At 57.9% G+C, this 17,149-nt stretch carries 22 protein-coding genes; 2 read left to right on the top strand and 20 right to left on the bottom strand.

Annotated features, from left to right (window positions below; all coding sequences use genetic code 11):
* Positions 1–20: 20 nt before the first annotated feature.
* On the top strand, positions 21–959 hold the full coding sequence (locus tag WC529_03620) for an aspartate carbamoyltransferase catalytic subunit (GenBank protein MFA5113370.1): 939 nt from the start codon (positions 21–23) through the stop codon (positions 957–959).
* On the opposite strand, the gene WC529_03615 is transcribed toward WC529_03620, so the two are convergent.
* From WC529_03615 to WC529_03525, 19 genes are all read right to left on the bottom strand, one after another.
* Positions 940–2,262, bottom strand: coding sequence for an MFS transporter (locus tag WC529_03615; protein ID MFA5113369.1), 1,323 nt, complete (start codon positions 2,260–2,262; stop codon positions 940–942). The genes WC529_03620 and WC529_03615 overlap by 20 nt on opposite strands.
* A gap of 1 nt (position 2,263) precedes the next feature.
* Positions 2,264–2,437, bottom strand: a complete 174-nt coding sequence (locus WC529_03610) for a ferredoxin (GenBank protein MFA5113368.1) — start codon at positions 2,435–2,437, stop codon at positions 2,264–2,266.
* 40 nt (positions 2,438–2,477) lie between these two features.
* Complete coding sequence (gene phoU / locus WC529_03605; GenBank protein MFA5113367.1) at positions 2,478–3,143, bottom strand: phosphate signaling complex protein PhoU; 666 nt, start codon at positions 3,141–3,143, stop codon at positions 2,478–2,480.
* A gap of 2 nt (positions 3,144–3,145) precedes the next feature.
* The gene (gene pstB, locus WC529_03600) at positions 3,146–3,898 is read right to left on the bottom strand and encodes a phosphate ABC transporter ATP-binding protein PstB (protein ID MFA5113366.1); all 753 of its coding nucleotides are present in this window, start codon (positions 3,896–3,898) and stop codon (positions 3,146–3,148) included.
* The gene (locus tag WC529_03595) at positions 3,895–4,635 is read right to left on the bottom strand and encodes a phosphate ABC transporter ATP-binding protein (protein MFA5113365.1); all 741 of its coding nucleotides are present in this window, start codon (positions 4,633–4,635) and stop codon (positions 3,895–3,897) included. The genes pstB (WC529_03600) and WC529_03595 overlap by 4 nt, the downstream gene beginning before the upstream one ends.
* Positions 4,629–5,477, bottom strand: coding sequence for a phosphate ABC transporter permease PstA (pstA, locus tag WC529_03590; GenBank protein ID MFA5113364.1), 849 nt, complete (start codon positions 5,475–5,477; stop codon positions 4,629–4,631). Before pstA (WC529_03590) ends, WC529_03595 begins: the two co-directional genes overlap by 7 nt.
* Entirely contained in the window at positions 5,474–6,355 is an 882-nt protein-coding gene (pstC, locus tag WC529_03585) for a phosphate ABC transporter permease subunit PstC (GenBank protein ID MFA5113363.1), read from the bottom strand. Before pstC (WC529_03585) ends, pstA (WC529_03590) begins: the two co-directional genes overlap by 4 nt.
* Entirely contained in the window at positions 6,352–7,161 is an 810-nt protein-coding gene (locus WC529_03580) for a phosphate ABC transporter substrate-binding protein (GenBank protein MFA5113362.1), read from the bottom strand. The genes pstC (WC529_03585) and WC529_03580 overlap by 4 nt, the downstream gene beginning before the upstream one ends.
* Before the next feature lie 102 nt (positions 7,162–7,263).
* Positions 7,264–7,662 carry an arsenate reductase ArsC gene (locus WC529_03575; protein MFA5113361.1) on the bottom strand — a complete coding sequence of 133 codons (399 nt, stop codon included), beginning with the start codon at positions 7,660–7,662 and terminating at the stop codon, positions 7,264–7,266.
* Complete coding sequence (gene phoU, locus WC529_03570; GenBank protein ID MFA5113360.1) at positions 7,643–8,299, bottom strand: phosphate signaling complex protein PhoU; 657 nt, start codon at positions 8,297–8,299, stop codon at positions 7,643–7,645. The genes WC529_03575 and phoU (WC529_03570) overlap by 20 nt, the downstream gene beginning before the upstream one ends.
* Positions 8,300–8,313: 14 nt before the next feature.
* Positions 8,314–9,075: a phosphate ABC transporter ATP-binding protein PstB gene (gene pstB, locus WC529_03565; GenBank protein MFA5113359.1), complete on the bottom strand. Its 762-nt coding sequence runs from the start codon at positions 9,073–9,075 to the stop codon at positions 8,314–8,316.
* Positions 9,068–9,922 (bottom strand): phosphate ABC transporter permease PstA, encoded by an 855-nt coding sequence (pstA, locus tag WC529_03560; GenBank protein MFA5113358.1) that lies wholly within the window; start codon positions 9,920–9,922, stop codon positions 9,068–9,070. The genes pstB (WC529_03565) and pstA (WC529_03560) overlap by 8 nt, the downstream gene beginning before the upstream one ends.
* Positions 9,889–10,737 carry a phosphate ABC transporter permease subunit PstC gene (gene pstC, locus WC529_03555; protein MFA5113357.1) on the bottom strand — a complete coding sequence of 283 codons (849 nt, stop codon included), beginning with the start codon at positions 10,735–10,737 and terminating at the stop codon, positions 9,889–9,891. Before pstC (WC529_03555) ends, pstA (WC529_03560) begins: the two co-directional genes overlap by 34 nt.
* 5 nt (positions 10,738–10,742) lie before the next feature.
* Positions 10,743–11,750, bottom strand: coding sequence for a phosphate ABC transporter substrate-binding protein PstS (gene pstS, locus WC529_03550; protein MFA5113356.1), 1,008 nt, complete (start codon positions 11,748–11,750; stop codon positions 10,743–10,745).
* Positions 11,751–11,766: 16 nt separating this feature from the next.
* A complete protein-coding gene (locus WC529_03545) occupies positions 11,767–12,978 on the bottom strand; it encodes a hypothetical protein (protein ID MFA5113355.1) in 1,212 nt (403 codons plus the stop codon).
* A gap of 17 nt (positions 12,979–12,995) precedes the next feature.
* Complete coding sequence (locus tag WC529_03540; protein ID MFA5113354.1) at positions 12,996–13,166, bottom strand: hypothetical protein; 171 nt, start codon at positions 13,164–13,166, stop codon at positions 12,996–12,998.
* Between the two features lie 75 nt (positions 13,167–13,241).
* Entirely contained in the window at positions 13,242–13,979 is a 738-nt protein-coding gene (locus WC529_03535; protein MFA5113353.1) for a ZIP family metal transporter, read from the bottom strand.
* Positions 13,980–13,997: 18 nt separating this feature from the next.
* On the bottom strand, positions 13,998–14,981 hold the full coding sequence (locus WC529_03530; GenBank protein ID MFA5113352.1) for a PDGLE domain-containing protein: 984 nt from the start codon (positions 14,979–14,981) through the stop codon (positions 13,998–14,000).
* A 2-nt stretch (positions 14,982–14,983) separates the two neighbouring features.
* Positions 14,984–15,682, bottom strand: coding sequence for an energy-coupling factor ABC transporter permease (locus WC529_03525; GenBank protein MFA5113351.1), 699 nt, complete (start codon positions 15,680–15,682; stop codon positions 14,984–14,986).
* Positions 15,683–15,739: 57 nt separating this feature from the next.
* On the opposite strand from WC529_03525, the gene nikR reads away from it, so the two are divergent.
* Positions 15,740–16,156, top strand: a complete 417-nt coding sequence (nikR, locus tag WC529_03520; GenBank protein MFA5113350.1) for a nickel-responsive transcriptional regulator NikR — start codon at positions 15,740–15,742, stop codon at positions 16,154–16,156.
* Here nikR and WC529_03515 read toward each other — a convergent pair.
* Positions 16,136–17,149 carry an ATP-binding protein gene (locus WC529_03515; GenBank protein ID MFA5113349.1) on the bottom strand — a complete coding sequence of 338 codons (1,014 nt, stop codon included), beginning with the start codon at positions 17,147–17,149 and terminating at the stop codon, positions 16,136–16,138. The genes nikR and WC529_03515 overlap by 21 nt on opposite strands.

Genomic DNA, 17,149 nt, shown 5'->3' with positions numbered 1-17,149 from the left:
TGATATAATAGATACTCAGGATGAACAAGGTCAAAGGGCTCCGATCAAAAGACCTCCTCGGCCTCAAAGACCTCACCGTTGAGGAAATCAAGCTTATTTTAGAGACCGCCCGTTCGATGAAAGAGATCATGCTCCGGCCGATCCCCAAGGTCCCGACCCTGCTCGGCAAGCACATCGTCACTCTCTTCTACGAGCCGTCGACCCGGACCCGGACTTCGTTCAATACCGCCGCCAAGATCCTCTCCGCCAACATCACCAACGTCCAGATGTCGACCACCAGCGTGGTCAAGGGCGAGAGCCTGATCGACACGATCAAGAACCTGGAAGTGATGGGGCTGGACTGCATCGTCATCCGCCACAGCATGGGGGGCGCCCCGCTGCTGGCCGCCCAGCACTGCAACGCCTCCGTCATCAACGCCGGCGACGGCTTCAACGAGCACCCGACCCAGGGGCTGCTCGACATTTTCACGATGATCGACAAGCGCAAGACGGTCAAAGGGAAAAAGGTGGTGATCGTCGGCGACATTCTGCATTCCCGCGTCGCCCGGAGCAATATCTGGGGGCTCAAGAAGCTGGGCGCCGAGATCGTCGTCGTCGGCCCGCCGACCCTGATGCCGATCGGGATCGAGCAGATGGGGGTCCGGGTCTCCTATAAACTGGACGACGAGATCGCGGACGCCGATTTTATCAACATGCTCAGGATCCAGAAAGAGCGGATGGAAAAAGGCTTGTTCCCTTCGATCGAAGAATACTCCCAGCTGTACGGTCTCAACGCCGAACGGATGAAAAAGGCGAAAAAAGACGTCGTCGTCATGCACCCGGGGCCGATCAACCGCGGCGTGGAAATAACCTCCGAAGTGGCGGACGGGCCGTTCAACGTCATCCTGGAACAGGTGACCAACGGGGTGGCGGTCCGGACGGCGATCCTCTTCCTACTCCTCAGCTCGCAGCCTGCTTAGCGTGCGCTTCGGCCAGCCTCGTTTTTAGTTCGGCCAGTTTATGCCCGGCCAGCGGATAGAACAGCATGATGCTGAACCCGATCGCCAAAGCGATGATCGGCAGGCCGGCGATCAGGAACCGTAAGCCCGCCCGGAATTCCGCGTACTGCGTGAAGACGTAAGGATTGTAGCCGCTCATGATAAAGACGGCGCTCATGCTGAACGCTTCCAGGCCGATGGCAAAGCGGGTGATAAAGGCGTTCAGGCCGAAATACATCCCCTCGCGGCGGTGGCCGGTCGTCAGCTCGTCCTCGTCAATAATATCGGCAATGACCAGGTCGGCGACCAGGATAAAGCCGGCCATCGCCGCCCCGATCAGGGCGGCCGTCAAAACGACCAGGCCGAAACTCTGGACGTAAAAAAGCGGCGTCAGAAACAACGCCAGCAGCAGCAGGGAAGCGAGAAAAGCCTGTTTGGCCCCGAACCTGACCGCCACCCGCTTCCAGACGAACAGCATCGGGATGGCCGTCAGGAAAGCCGCCGCCAGGATAACGGTCACCCGCTGCGGGTTGGCGTTGAGCACGTATTTAGCGAAGAACGGGATCGTCGCCATGATCAGCGTAAAAGTGTATTGCACGAACAAGTTGGCCAGGACGAACGTCAGGAACGAACGGTTGCGCAGCGTCGCCTTCAGGGCCGGCCAGAACGGCAGCGGCTGAGGCCGGCTGAAGGCCTTGTTCTCCCGGCTTCCCCACACGGCGATAAGCATCGTCAGGGAGATCAAACAGCCGAAGAGCGCTCCCATGCTCGGCCAACCCCAGGTGCTGTAAAAAAGCGGCGGCAGGGCAATGCCCAGCAGCAGGCCGATCATCCCCAGTGACTGGCGGAAAACGTTGACCTGCGCCCGCTCCTGGTCGGTCGGGAACATCTCCGGGAACAACGCCGCCCAGTTCAGCACCGTGATCGTGTACAGGGCGTCGAACAGGCAGATCAGTATGGCCAAGTAGAGGAACAGCTCAAGGGCGTGGTCGATCCCGTCGAACGGCGGGACCCAGAGCAGGAAAAAGAGGAGGCCGAAAGGGATGGCGCCGGCTAACAGATACGGGATCCGGCGTCCCCACCTGGTCCGGGTATTATCGGAGAGAAAACCGAAGAGCGGATCGTTGACCGCGTTCCAGAGCCCGTAGAGCAGGATCGCCGAACCGGCCAGGGCGACCGGCAGTTTCAGTACGTCAACGTAGAAAAATATTAAGTAGGTGGAAAAAGCCTGGTACGAGATCGCCGTGGCGACCGCGCCGAGGCTATAGGCCAGTTTCTTTAACAATTTATACGGCGATCGCTTCGGTGGGACAGGCGCCGGCGATCTCTTCCAGGTTATGCTGGTCGCATTCCGCTTTGACGGTTTGCGCTTTGCCGTCGGCGGTCATGACGAAAACCTCGGGACACATGTCCACGCAAACGCCGCAGCCGATACATAAAGATTGGTCAACACTTACCATCGTTATCACCCCTTACCGGCAAATTATAACACAAATATTATTATTTGGGACTGTGCTTGATGACCTTGCCTTCGGCCATGTAAACGACGTCCTCGGCAATGTTGGTGGCGTGATCGGCGATCCGCTCCAGGTGGCGGGCGATCAGGATCAGCGGCAGGGCCCGCGCGGTAGTGGCGGCGTCCTTGGTCATGATGTCGACCAGCTCGTCGGTCACCAGATTGCGGTAGCCGTCCGCCCGGTCCTCGTCCTGCCAGAGGGTGCGGGCCAGCGCCGCGTCCCGTTTCACGAACGCGTCGAGCGCCTTGTGGACCATCGCCTCCGCCAGCTCCGCCATTTTCGGGATGTCTTCCAGCGGTTTGAGCAGCGGCAGTTCCGCCAGCTCCACCGCCCGCTGGGCGATATCGACCGACAGGTCGCCGATCCGCTCCAGGTCGGAGCCGATCCGCATCCCGGTCGTGATAAAACGGAGGTCGACGGCCATCGGCTGCTGCGTCGCCAAAAGCTCCAGGCAGAGCTCGTCGACCTCCAGCTCGATGTTGTCGACCTGGCTGTCGGCCAGAATGACGTCTTTCGCCAGCTTCGGGTTGTTCTTCTTCAGCGCTTCGACCGAATTAAAGATCGATTTTTCGACGAGCCCCCCCATCTTCAGGATCAGGTCGTTCAAGCGGTTCAATTCTTTTTGAAAATGCTCTCTGCCGTCTATCATGGTTATCCAAACCTCCCGGTTATGTAGTCTTCGGTCCGCTTGTGGCGCGGCGTGGTAAAGATCTGCTTCGTCGCGCCCAGCTCGACCAGTTCGCCCAGCAGCATGTACCCGCATTCGTCGGAAATTCGCGCCGCCTGCTGCATGTTGTGCGTCACGATGACGATCGTGTACTGCTTTTTCAATTCTATCATCAACTCTTCGATCCGCATAGTTGCCAGCGGGTCGAGCGTGGAGCACGGCTCGTCCATCAGCACGACTTCGGGGGTCACGGCCAGCAGGCGGGCGATGCAAAGCCGCTGCTGCTGTTCCAGCGAGAGCGTTAACGCGTTGGCCCCCAGCTGGTCTTTCAACTCGTCCCACAGCAGCACGGACGAGAGCGCTTTTTCCGCCGCCGCTTCCAGCTTCTGCCGGTCCCTGATCCCGTGGATCCGCAAGGCGTAGACGACGTTCTCGTAAACGGAGAGCGGGAACGGGTTCGGCCGCTGGAAGACCATGCCGACCTTCGTCCGCAGGGCGATCAGATCGGTTTCACCGCCCAGTATCTCCTCCCCGCCCACTTTCACGCTCCCGGTCGTCCGGACCCCTTCGATCAGGTCGTTCATCCGGTTAAAAACGCGGAGCAGGGTCGATTTGCCGCAGCCCGACGGGCCGATCAGCGCGGTGATCCGGTGCTGGGCCACTTTCAAGTCGACGTCTTTCAGCGCCTGGAACGTCCCGTACCATAAGGCCAACTTGCTGGTTTCGATAATGTTCATCCGAATCTCCCGGTGATGTAATCCTCGGTCCGCTTGTCGCGCGGCACGGTAAAGAGCTCGCCGGTCGGGCCGATCTCGATCAGCTCCCCCATCAGGAAGAACGCGGTCCGGTCGGAAGCGCGCGCCGCTTGTTTAACATTGTTCGTGACCAGGATCTGGGTATAGCTCTTTTTCAGCTCCTGCATCGCCTCTTCGATCTTTAAGGTCGAGATCGGATCAAGCCCTGAGCACGGCTCGTCGTACAGGATAACTTCCGGTTCGACCGCCAGCGTCCGGGCGATACACAGCCGCTGCTGCTGTCCGCCGGAAAGCTTAAAGGCGTTGGTCTGCAGGCGGTCTTTGACCTCGTCCCAGATCGCCGCCGCTTTTAACGCTTTCTCGACGATCTCGTCGACCTTTTTGCTCCCGTGCAAACGCGGGCCGTAGGCAACGTTGTCAAAGATCGACAAAGGGAGAGGGAGCGGCAGGGCGAAAACGATCCCGACTCTTTTACGCAAAAGATGTTTATCGATCCTGCAAAATATGTCCATGCCATCCAGCAAAACCTCGCCGGTTGTTTTAGAATTCGGATAAAGCTCGTTCAAGCGGTTCAGCGTCCGGAGGAACGAGGTCTTGCCGCTGTTTGACGGCCCAATGATCCCCAAAATCTCATTGGTTTGGACTGCCAAGTTTAAGTCTTTTACAGCTTGGTGCTTGTCGTACCAGACATTGAGGTTTTTAACTTCGAGCTTTACCATGTTTTCCGTTTCCTCAACCTTGCTCTCAGCCAGGACGCCAGAATGTTCATGATGAAAACCATGCCGACCAGGACCAGTACCGTTCCATACTGGATCTTAACGCTGACGTTCGGCACCTGGGTGGAAAGGACATATATATGGTAAGGCAGGACCATCGCCTGGTCGTAGACCGAGCGCGGCAGCCGCGGCAGGTAGAACGCGGCGACCGTGAACAGGATCGGCGCGGTTTCCCCCGCCGCCCGCGATAATCCCAGGATCGCGCCGGTAATGATCCCCGGGATCGCGTTGGGCAGGACGACATGGCGGACAGTTTGCCAGCGGGTGGCGCCGAGCGAGAAGCTGACTTCGCGGAAAGAGCGCGGCACCGCCCCCAGCGCTTCCCGCGTCGCCGTAATAATGACCGGCAGCGTCATGATCGCCAGGGTCAGCGACCCTGCCAGAATGGACGCCCCGAACTGGAGGAACGTCACGAACAAGCCGAGGCCGAACAGGCCGTAAACGATCGAGGGGACGCCGGCCAGGTTGATGATCGCCAGTTCGATCACCCGGGTTAACCAGTTCCGCTGGGCGTATTCGTTCAGATAGATCGCGGCCATGATCCCGAGCGGTATCGAAAATACCGCCGTACCGATCGTCAGGTAGATCGTGCCGACGATCGCCGGGAAGATCCCGCCGGCCCTCATCCCGTCGCGCGGCATGGCGAGCAGGAATTCCGCGGTCAGCGCCGGCAGCCCCCTGACCAGGATCAGGATAAAGATCAGGACGACCGGCAAAACGATCAGGAGGGTGACCAAATGGAGGATCACCTTGGCGATCTTTTCTTTTTGTCTGGCGTCGATCATCTTTTCTTTTTCCCTTTGTTGCTCCGGTGGAGGAATATGTCGGCCAGCAGGTTAATGATGAAACTGATGATGAACAGGATGATGCCGATCGCGAAGAGCGAATAATAATGCCCGCTCCCAGCGACCGCCTCCCCCATTTCGGCGGCGATCGTCGCCGTCAGCGTCCTGACCGGCTGGAGAAAGCTGGTCGGAATGACCGCCGCGTTGCCGGTGATCATCAAGACCGCCATCGTCTCGCCGATCACCCGGCCGATCCCGAGCATCATCGCCGCCAGGATGCCGGAAGAAGCGGCCGGAATGGTTACCCGGTAAACGGTTTGCCAGCGCGTGGCGCCCAAGGCCAACGACCCCTCTTTATAGCTCTTGGGGATCGAAACGATCGCGTCCTCGATGATCGAGACGATCGTCGGCATCGCCATGAAAGCGAGCATGATCGACCCGGCCAGCGCGGTCAAGCCGCTCGGCAGGCGAAAGACGGTCTTTAAGAACGGCGCGAGCGTCACGATCCCGATAAAACCGAGGACGATGCTCGGGATCGCCGCCAGCAGCTCGATCCCGGTCTTCAAGATATTGGCGAACCAGTGGGGAGCGAACTCCGAAATATAGATCGCGGCCGCCAACCCCATCGGCACGGCGATGACGATCGCCCCCAGCGTCACGAAGAGCGAGCCGAGCAGGAGCGGCGCGATCCCGAACTGCGGCGGATCGGAAATCGGATACCAGTTGACGTTGAACAGGAACGACTGGATACTGACCTGGCCGAAGAGCGACAGGCCCTCCTTGAGCAGGAAGATAAAGATCAAGAGAACGAACAAGATCGAGGCGACCCCCGACAGGAAGATCAGCTTTTCAATGATATAGTCGAACGGCCTTCTCATTTAATGGGGACAAAGTCCATTTTTAGGACTATCTCCTGCCCCGCTTTACTAAAGACATAATCAATGAAAGATTTCACCTCTCCGGACGGGACGCCGTTGGTGTAGAAGAGGAGCGACCGGGAGATCGGGTAGCGCCGCTCGATCACGCTTTTAACGGTCGGGAGCACGTAGGGCGAACTGCCGTCTTTGGCGATCGCCAGCGCCTTCTCTTTTTTAGTCATGTAGCCGAGGCCGATGTAGCCGATCGCCGTCGGGCTGGAAGCGATCTCTTCGATGATCGCCTGCGACGACGGCATCATCAGGACCGACGCGTCGAATTCGTTCGGGTTATTCTTCTCTCCCAGTTTAACGACGTGCTCCAGAAAGAAAACGTGGGTCCCGGAGTTCCGCTCGCGGGAGAGCGCGACGATCCGCTTGTCCTGCCCGCCAACCTGGCGCCAGTTCTTGATCCGGCCGGTAAAGATATCCGAGAGTTGTTTGATCGTCAGTTTATTGACCGGATTGGCCGGGTTGACGGCGATGGCGACGCCGTCGTTGGCGACGTGCCACTCGACCGGGTGAACGCCATTATGCTCCGCCTGCTTGATCTCCTTCTCCTTGATGTTCCGGGAACACTGGGCGATGTCGGTCGCGTTGGCGATGATCGCGGCGATCCCGGTCCCCGACCCGCCCCCGGTGATGGCGATCGCCGTTTCCGGATGGATGTTCATGTACTGCTCCGCCCAGGCCTGGGCCAGGTTAACCATCGTGTCGGACCCTTTGATCTGTAAGGCCTTCTGGGAGCGGGAGCAACCGGTAACGATCATAGCCAAGAGGCAAAAGATAGCAACCAAACCAATTAATATCTGGCGCCGGGCTTTCACAAACCTATTATCAATAATGAATGTTAAGCGAATGTTACGGGAATGTTAAATCGCCGTTAACAAAACGCCGACCTTTTCCTTGATCAGGCCCCTCACCCGCCGGAATTCTTCTCTCCCCTTTCCTTTTGGATCGGGAATATCCCAGGCCAGCTCCTCCTTGGCCGGAAAGAACGGGCAGACGTCCTGGCAACCCATGGTGACCACATAGTCGTATTCCTGGACCGGCAGATCGCCAAAGCCTTTTGACCTTGCCTGCGAAATATCGACGCCGGCCTCCTTCATCGCCTCTATCGCTTCCGGATTAACGACCCCGGACGGTTTTGACCCCGCCGAGTACGCTGCGACCCGGTCGCCGCCCAAAACCCGGGCAAAGCCCTCGGCCATTTGCGAGCGGCACGAATTCTCGACACAAACGAACAGAATCCTAGTTTTTTTCTCCGCCACTATGTTTCACCACCTTGGCTTTTACCATATAGATGACATCTTCGGCAATATTGGTCGCGTGATCGGAGATCCGCTCCAGGTGCCGGGCGACCAAAAGGAGCGGGATCGCTTTCCGGACCGAACGGGGATCGCTTTCCATGATCGCCATCAGCTCGTCCTGGACATGGTCCCGCAGTTTATCCACTCTATTCTCCTTCTCCCAGATCGACTTAGCAAGCTCCACATCGCCGCTCCGGAACGCGTTCAGCGCGTCGGCTAACGCGTCCTGCGACAGCTTAGCCATCTCCGGAACATCGACCAGCGGCTTGATCAGTCCTTGTTCCGCCAGTTCGATCGCCCGTTCGGCGATATCTTCGGCCAGGTCGCCGATCCGCTCCAGGTCGGTCGCGATCCGCATTCCGGTCGTGATGGTGCGCAGGTCGATCGCCATCGGCTGGCGGACGGCGATCAGGTTGATGCAGCGGTCATCGATCAAAAGCTCCAGCCGGTCAACTTCCACGTCATCCTTGATCACTTGCTTGGCCAGGTCCTTATCGCGGTTGGCCAGGGCGGCCACTGAACGGCCGATCAGCTGGCCGACCAGCTCCCCCATCCCCACGATCCGCCCCTTCAGCTCTTCTATCTCCTGATCGAACAATATTTTATGGTCCATTATCCGAACCTCCCCGTCACATAATCTTCGGTCCGTTTGTCGGCCGGCGCGGTGAATATTTTTGTCGTGATATCGTATTCGATCAATTCGCCGAGCAGGAAGAAACCGGTCCGGTCTGCCACTCGCGCCGCTTGCTGCATGTTGTGGGTAACGATGACGATCGTGTAATCCTTTTTCAACTCATGGATCAACTCCTCGATCTTGCCGGTCGAGATCGGGTCAAGCGCCGAGCACGGTTCGTCAAGCAGGATGATCTCCGGTTTGACTGCCAGCGTCCGGGCAATGCATAGCCGCTGCTGCTGTCCGCCTGACAGGCAGACACCCGGCTGTTGCAGACAATCTTTAATTTCGTCCCAGAGCGCCGCCCGGCGCAAGCTGGTCTCGACCGCTTCATCCAGCACCTGCCTGTTCCGCTCTCCGTTCAGCTTAAGGCCGGCCGCGACGTTTTCATAAACGGTCATCGTCGGGAACGGTGTCGGCTTCTGGAAGACCATCCCGATCTGCCGTCGGATCGTGACCGGATCAATGCTTGGATCGAGAATGTTCGCCCCGTCGACCCGGATCTCGCCGTCGGCAGTGGCGCCCGCGACCGTCTCATGCATCCGGTTCAGGCAGCGGACAAAGGTCGATTTGCCGCAGCCGGACGGGCCGATGATCGCCGTCACCTGGTTGGCCGGGATCGCAATGTTGATGTCCTGCAGCGCCTGCTTCGCGCCAAACCAGGCGTTTAGATTTTTGACGCTTATCTTGTTTTCAGCCATACACCACCCTCTTTGAATATCTTCTGACGATCACGGTAATAAGCAGGACGAAACCGACCAGCGCCAGCGAGCCGGCCCAGGCCATCCGGTTCCACTCCTCGAACGGCGAGATCGCGTAATTGTAGATCTGCACGGTCATCGAGGCCATCGGCTGGTCGAGTTGGAAATTCCAGTACATATTGTTGAACGCGGTAAAAAGGAGCGGCGCCGTTTCTCCGGCCGCCCGGGCAACCGCCAGCATGATCCCGGTAAAGATCCCGCTCCAGGCGGTCCGCAGGACCACGAACAGCATCACTTTCCACTCCGGCACGCCGAGCGCCAGGGCCGACTCCTTGAGGGTGCGCGGCACCATCCTGATCATCTCCTCGGTCGTTTTCGTTATGTACGGGATCATCACCAGCGCCAGAGCGAAGCCGCCGGCCAGCGCCGAGAACCTTTTCATCGTTAGAACGAACAACATATAAGCGAAAATGCCGAAAACGATGGTCGGGAAACCGGACATGACATCAACCGCGTAACGGACAATGAAACCTCGCTTCCCTTTCCCCCACTCCGCCAGCCAGATCCCGCCCAGGATCCCGACCGGCAGGCTGATCAAGCCGGCGATGCCAACAATGATAAATGTCCCGACGATCGCGTTCGCCATGCCGCCTCCCTGCTCGCCGACCGGGACCGGCAGGTGAGTGAAGAAATCAAGGTTAAGCGCCGTGGCGCCGCGGAGGCAAACGTAAACCAGCAGGGAGAATAACGGGAGCACGGCCAGCGCCGCCGCCAGGTAAACCAGCGTCAAAAAGAACCGTTCTTTGAGCTTCCTTATTGAATACGACTGTTGCTGACCATTTTCCATACTAACAACCTCGCTAAACCGTTGACCAGGACCGTGATCAGGAGCAGGACCAGGCCGATCTCGACCATGACCGAAAAGTTCAGATCGGAAACCGCTTCGGCAAATTCGTTGGCAATGACCGCTGATAACGAGTACGCCGGAGCAAGGAGATTGAAATTAACCTCCGGCCGGTTGCCGATCACCATGGTGACCGCCATCGTCTCCCCGATCGCCCGGCCGAGGCCGAGAACGATCGAGCCGATGATCCCCGACGCGGCCGGCGGCAGGACTGCCAGCCGCAGTGTCTCCCAGCGGGTAGCGCCTAGTGCCCGGGCCGCTTCACGCAAGGGATTAGGCACCGCCTGGAGCACCTCGCGGGAAACGGCGGTGATCGTCGGCAAGATCATTATTGCCAAAAGGACGCCGGCGCTCATCATGCTCAGCCCGAAGATCGGGCCCAGGACGAATATCCCCCAGAGGCCGTAAACGACCGATGGAATCGCCGCCAGCATATCGACCATCGTGGCTATCCACTCCTTGTATTTGGAAGCGGACACTTCGGCCAGGAAAATAGCGCAACCGAGCCCAAGCGGCACGGCGATCAAAAGTGCCAGGAGCGAAGAGACCAGTGTGCCGTAGATGAACGGGAGGGCGCCGTATTGCTCGCGGATCGGGTCCCAGACCGAATTGATCAGGAAGCCGAAGCCGAACCGGAAGATCGCCAGCTGCGACTGCCAGATCAGCATCAGGAAAATGCCAAGGAAGAGCAAGGGGATGCTGGCGGCGAACCCCAGGGTCGCCGCCCGGAAAACCGCATCCCCTCGATTGCTTTTCACTGCCGTCACTTCGTGGAGATCCCCTCGACCGCTGCCAGCACTTTTGTGATCAATTGGTCGGGCAGCGGCGCGTAATAGAGTTCCTTTGCATAACGTTGACCGTCGGCCATCGCCCAACGAAGGAACGATTTGAGCGCTTCGCCCTTCTCTGCGTTCCCTTGTTGCTGGTGAACGACCAACCAGGTGAATCCGCAGATCGGGTAAGAATTGGCGCCCTTCTGGTTCAAGAGCTCGCCGCGGAAATCGGCCGGGATCTTGCCGATCCCGCCGGCCGCGGCTGCCGTCGTCCCATCCACCGACGGCTTAATGTAATTGCCCGACCGGTTTTTCATCGCGGCCACTGCCAGGTTATTGGTTTCGGCGTAAGCCAGCTCGACGTAACCGATCGCTCCGCCATTATTCTTGACCGCCCCCGCTACCCCGGGGTTCCCTTTACCGCCGACACCGGCCGGCCAGGAGACGGATTTGCCGGCGCCGACCTTGGCCGCCCAAGCGGTGCTGACCTTGGCCAGATAATTGGTGAAAATATCGGTCGTCCCGCTGCTGTCGGAGCGGTGGACCACCTTGATACTTTTATCCGGCAGAGAAAGCCCGGGATTTAGCTCTACGATCGCCGGGTCATTCCATTTCTTGATCTCGCTGAGGAAAATGGCGGCCAGCGTATCGCCGTCCAGTTTCAACCCTTCGAAGCCGGCGTTATAAACGACCGCCACCGCCCCCATCACGGTCGGGATGTGCAGAACGTCGCCGCCGGCGCTCTTGATCTCGGCGTCGGTCATCGGCGCGTCGGTCCCGCCGAAATCGACGACCCCGGCCAGGAACTGGCGGATGCCGCCGCCCGAGCCGATCGGGGCGTAATTGATCTGTGTCCCCTTTTCGTTCTTATACTGGGAGAACCATTTGGAGTAGATCGGGTACGGAAAAGTGGCGCCGGCGCCGTTGAGCCCGACGGCCAGAGCCGCCCCCGACAGCAAGACCAGGCCCAGGCAAAAAGCGGTTATCTTTTTTAACATTTCATTCCCTCCCTGTTCAAAATGTGATCGACGAATGCGCGTAGAGAATGCTGGTCGTCGTTCCGGAACCGGTCTGGGCGGTCTGCATGTCCAGCGCCAGTTTGACGTCTTTGCCCCAGTCATAGGTCACGCCGTAGAACGTCTTTTTCTTTTCGTCGTTACTGGCGGCCGCGCTCGGGTCATAATTGTCCAGCCGGGCGAACAGGCTAAGGTCTGGCAGGAAACCGAGCGCCGTGCCGACGTTAAATATTCCGCCAAGGCTGTAACCGTTGATCTTCTTGCTGCTCTTCGACCCAGTGACATATTCCAGGTTGGCTGCTCCGAGGTCGTGCTTGTAAACCAGGTCAAGGCCTGCTTGTTTCATGCTCCCGTTGAAGGAGAAGTCGCTCTTCAGCGATTCAACGTTGCCGAAAGCGCCCAGCAGCACCTTGCCGTTATCGCCGGCGTCATAAGCGGTCGTATTTAACCTCAAGGCCACCGCCTTTTTACCGTCGCTTTCGTTGGTGGCATAGCCGGTCCCGTTCAGGACCGTCCCGTGGTACTCGATCTCCGGCAAACCGGCGATCATCACTTTGCCGAGCGCGCCGACACCGAAGTCGGATGAGCTCATCACCCCTTCGTTATCGACCAGGCTCTTGGCGATGTAGCGCAGGTTGAGCGCTTTATCTGCCCAGTCGATCCACACCGTGTGCTGGAGACCGACCTTAGCGGTCATTTCCCAGGGAACAATCTGAAATGCGGAAACGTTGAGCGGCATTTCGACATAAGCGTATTTCAAATAGTCGAACAAGTTCTGCCGGGCGGCGCCGGTGATCCGGGCGACGTCGAGCGTTACGCGGGAAGCGGCGCCCCAGTCAAGCTTCTTCTTGATATCAATGTAAGCGCGGTCGACGTCGAAATTGTTGACATTGGTCCCGGCGTTTTGGGTATACTTCTGCCAGCGGAAAAAGATCACGCCGCCGACCTTAGCATCCTTGTTATCGGCTTTGACCTTATCCAGGTCGTTCTTCAGGCTGGTCAGCGCCTTGTTGGTTTCTTCCTTGAGATCGGCGATTTTATCCTCTTCGACCTTAGCTGTTTCGACCGGCGCCAGCACCGGAGCCGCCTTTTTGGCTGCACTGGGGGCCTTTTTCGTTGCGCTTTTGGCCGTCTTCTTCGGCGCGGCATTAGCCATGGCAGTGAACAGGAACAATAATATGAATATCAAAGCGATAGACTTTCTTGGCATTTTACTTCCTCCTTAATTTAAATGAACAGCGGCCAGTGGCGTCCCTTCTCACCCCCCTCTTCTTGCCATCCAGCTAATAGCCCGGCAATGAAGCCGGCATCCTTAACGACCACCATCTGTTTGGCGACGTATAATCCGATCGCGATGATCATTGCTATTACCAGGATGTTCATTACCATGTCATTCACCTCTGCCAGTATTATCGGCTCGGGGTGTTAAGGAGCGATGAAAATAATGTTACAGAGAGGTAAATTTCGGGGCGGTCAGTGGGTCAACTGCTTCATCAGCCACATAAAGAGGAGCCCGAGGATAAAGAGGATAAAGGCGAGGTTTGACTTATTGGCGTCCTTCTCTTTGTGCAGTTCGGGGATCAGGTCGGAAGCGGCGATATAAATGAACCCGCCGGCCGTGATCGGCAGCAGCGGGGCGGAAAACCCGGCGATATTGGTCGCCAGGAAATAACCGGCCACCCCGCCGGCGACCGCCATTACGGCCGACAGCAAGTTATAAGCCAATGCCCGGCCCTTGGAAAAACCGCCGTAGATCAAGACCGCAAAGTCGCCGATCTCCTGGGGGATCTCATGTGAGACGACCGCAACCGTGGTGGCTATCCCCAGGGGTACGCCGCCAAGAAAGCTCCCCGCGATGACCAGCCCATCGATAAAATTATGAATACCGTCACCGAACAGGTTGAGGTAAGAAAAAGCGTGGACATCGCAATGGCCTTCGTGGCAGTGGCGCCAGTACAAGATCCGCTCCATTAGGAAAAAAACGCTAAAACCGACCAGGGCGTAAACAAAGGTCTCTCCCCCCGGCAGTTTTTCCAGCGACTCGGGCAAGAGATGGAGAAAAGCGCCGCCGGCCAGCGTGCCGGCGGAAAAGCCGACCAGCAGCAACAATATCTCGTCAAGAATTTTATCTTTTAAAGAAAGGGTGAACACCCCGACCAGCGAGATCAGGCTGATCAATACAGTGCTACCAATGATCCACAAGAGCGTCATGTGGTCATCTTAACATAATCAGAACTCGTAATGAATACCGGCCGTCGCGCTGTTCTTGATCGTGTTATTGTTCAAGCCGACGCTATAGCCGGCGTCAAGCTTCAGGCCCTGGGCGACCAGATAGCGGGCGCCCAGCTGAATGAACGCGGGGCTTGGCGAAGCGGCATTGTTGGCCACATATTCGGCCACGACGTCCCCGTTCTCTCCCCAGACCGGCTGCTCCAGGGCAATAGAATAAGCGAAATAATCGGCTGATTGCACGCCGCCGTTGATCCCGACCTTTACGTGGCCGAAATTCCAGTGCGTTTTAGTTGACCCGACCATTTTCGAATAGATCAGCATCAAGCAGTAGTCGTTGTCCCCGCTCCCTAATCCCTGGCTGACGTCGCCATTATTGAACTTATAATCGATCCGGCCGGTCAAGCCCTCATCCTCCCCCCTCTCCCAAAGGCGGTATTTAGCATGCAGCAAAATATCATTCAAGCCCGAAGGAGAAGAAACGGCGTACGGGACCTCGATCCCCAGGTCAAAGTTCGCCAAAATGCCTCGCTTGAACGAAAGATTGGCGCCATTGGCTTGTGACGCTTGGTTTTGCGTAGCGGCGTAACCGACCTCCAGCTCGTAACCTCCGGCCGCGACCGTGTAAAAATCATCGGTCACCAGCGGGCGAGCGGCAAAAACCGGAGAAACCGCGGCCAGGATCAAAAACAGGGAACAAGCTGCTTTGTTTTTAGTTTTATTGTCGCCTCTCTTTAAAGCATAAGCAGCCAGCCAGAAGATCCCCAGCGTGATCAAGATTCCGGCGATCCCGGCAGTCGAAGTGGAAATGCCCCCGGCCGGCAGAAAGCCGACGCTGTAATCGGCCAGCGGCGCCGTTCGCTCCTGCCCCTTCTCGGCGAACCCCAATTTCTCGGAGATAAAATCAAGACCGTCGGGATTGGCTGAAGCGAAAAAAGCGGCTAGGATGGCAATAACAACGGAAACCCAGAACAGCTTCTTCATGGCTATTCCTCCCCCTTCAGCATGGCGCGAAAGACATTGATTAGCGCCAGCGTGATCAGCGCTTCGGCGATACCAATAATGGCGTGAACTTTGACCATCGCGGGGACCACTGCGGCAAACGGGATCGTGCCGGAAAAACCGAGCTCCAACGCGCAGGCGAACGCCGCCAGCGGAACGGCAGACCAGGCGGCGGCAACGATCGCCAGCCACTCCGGCGCGATCCTCTTCAAATAGTAGTATATATAGTAAGCGACGATCGTCCCAAATAACGCCATATTGATGATGTTGGCGCCGATCGCGACCAACCCCCCATCGGCAAAAAAGAGCATCTGAACTGCTAATACGGCCGCGATGACGATCGCCCCGGCGAACGGTCCGAGAATGACCGAGGCAAATACGCCGCCGATCAGGTGGCCGGACGTACCGCCGCTGATCGGAAAATTGAACATCTGCCCGGCAAAGACCAGGGCTGCCACCATCCCCATCTGGTAGATGGTTCGCTCCCCGTTCCCGGTCAAAACCCGCTTCATTCCGCCAACCACGTTCCCCATCCCCTTGCCCGCCGCCGCCCATGCCGCCGCCGGCTGAATGGCGGTAACCACCTCCCGCACCTTCGCGACGCTGAACGCCAGCACCACCGCCGCCGCCCCCATCAAGCCGGTCGCCACTTTTGGATCAAGAAAACCGTCCGGAATATGCATAGCACCTTTTCTCCTTTCGTGTTACTCTTGCAAGATATTATCATTTACTATACAATCTTGTCAATGACCAAAAGGTTCGGTGTTTCGATCCCGGACGAGCTGCTGGCCAAGCTGGACAAGCTGGCCAAAAAGAAGGGGTATAGCAACCGCTCCGAAGTTCTGCGCGACCTGGTCCGCGACCGGTTCGTCGACGAGGAATGGGCCGCTCCCTTAAGCGAAGTGGTCGGCACGGTCACTCTGGTCTACAACCACCATTCACACGACCTGTCCGACAAATTAGCCGACCTGCAACACTCCCATTTTAAGAACATCATCTCGACCACCCATATCCATCTCGATCATCACAATTGCCTGGAAGTGCTGGTCGTCCGGGGAAAAAGCCGGAAAGTGAAAGATATCGCCGATCGCCTGATCGCCACCAAAGGGGTCAAACACGGGAAATTGGTAATGACCTCAGCCCTGCGGGAAGACTAAAGTAAACATCGCCCCTTCCCCCGCCTTGCTCTCCATCTCAACTTTGCCACCGTGGATGTCCATAATATGCTTAACGATCGATAAGCCGAGCCCGGTCCCGCCCAGCTCTCTTGATCGGGCTTTATCAACTCTGTAGAAGCGTTCGAATAACCGCGGATGATGCTCAGCTGGAATGCCCGGCCCGTAGTCCTTAACGCTCAGACGCAGCTCGTGCACGCTTCTAGCGCAAGCGATCTCGATCCGGCCGCCGGCATTGGAATACTTAACAGCATTATCAAGCAGGTTTAGGAGAGCCCGGTAAATGTGACTCGGCTCACCGGCAATCTCGCAACTCCCCGCCTCGCCCTGTTTGACGACTTCCAGCATTTTCTCCTTGATCCTGGGGGCTAACGTTTCCAGCGCCTTGTCGATCTCTTGCTCCAAATGGACCGGTTCAAAGGGGGCCAGGCCGCGGTGCGCCTCCAGCCGCGACAGCTCCAGCGTGTCATCGATTAGGGCGGCAAGGTCTTGCGCGTTCTTCTCGATCTTCCCCAGGAACTGCCGGTTGTTTTGCGGGTCGTCGATCGCGCCGCCCAGCAGGGTCTCGGCGTAGCTCTTGATAGCCGTCAACGGGGTTTTCAGCTCATGTGAGACGTTGGCCACGAATTCCTGGCGGAGATTTTCCAATTTTTTTATTTCGGAGATGTCCTGGACAACGACCGCCACCCCCTGGCCGTTCTCGGTTTCGGCTAGGTTAGCCGATCCCAGCAACGTCTTCTCCGCGGGGTAGACGACCCTCATCTCCTTGCTGCCGGGCTTGCCGGATGCCCGAACTTCGGCGACCAATTCTGCCAGTTCAACTAACCGGATCGCTTCCAGCGGCCGTTTGCCGATCAGTTCCCGGTGAGGAACGGAAAATATAGCGGTCAAGGCGGGATTGGCAAAGATGATCGTGTCGGCGGAGTCGACCACCAGTACGCCGTCTTTCATGCCGGAGAGGGCTTGTTCGAACAT

The sequence above is a fragment of the Candidatus Margulisiibacteriota bacterium genome (assembly GCA_041650855.1).
In the GTDB taxonomy this organism is placed as follows: domain Bacteria; phylum Margulisbacteria; class WOR-1; order O2-12-FULL-45-9; family XYB2-FULL-48-7; genus JALOPZ01.
Note: the sequence above shows the minus strand (reverse complement) of the source record. Positions and strands in the feature narration are given on the sequence as shown.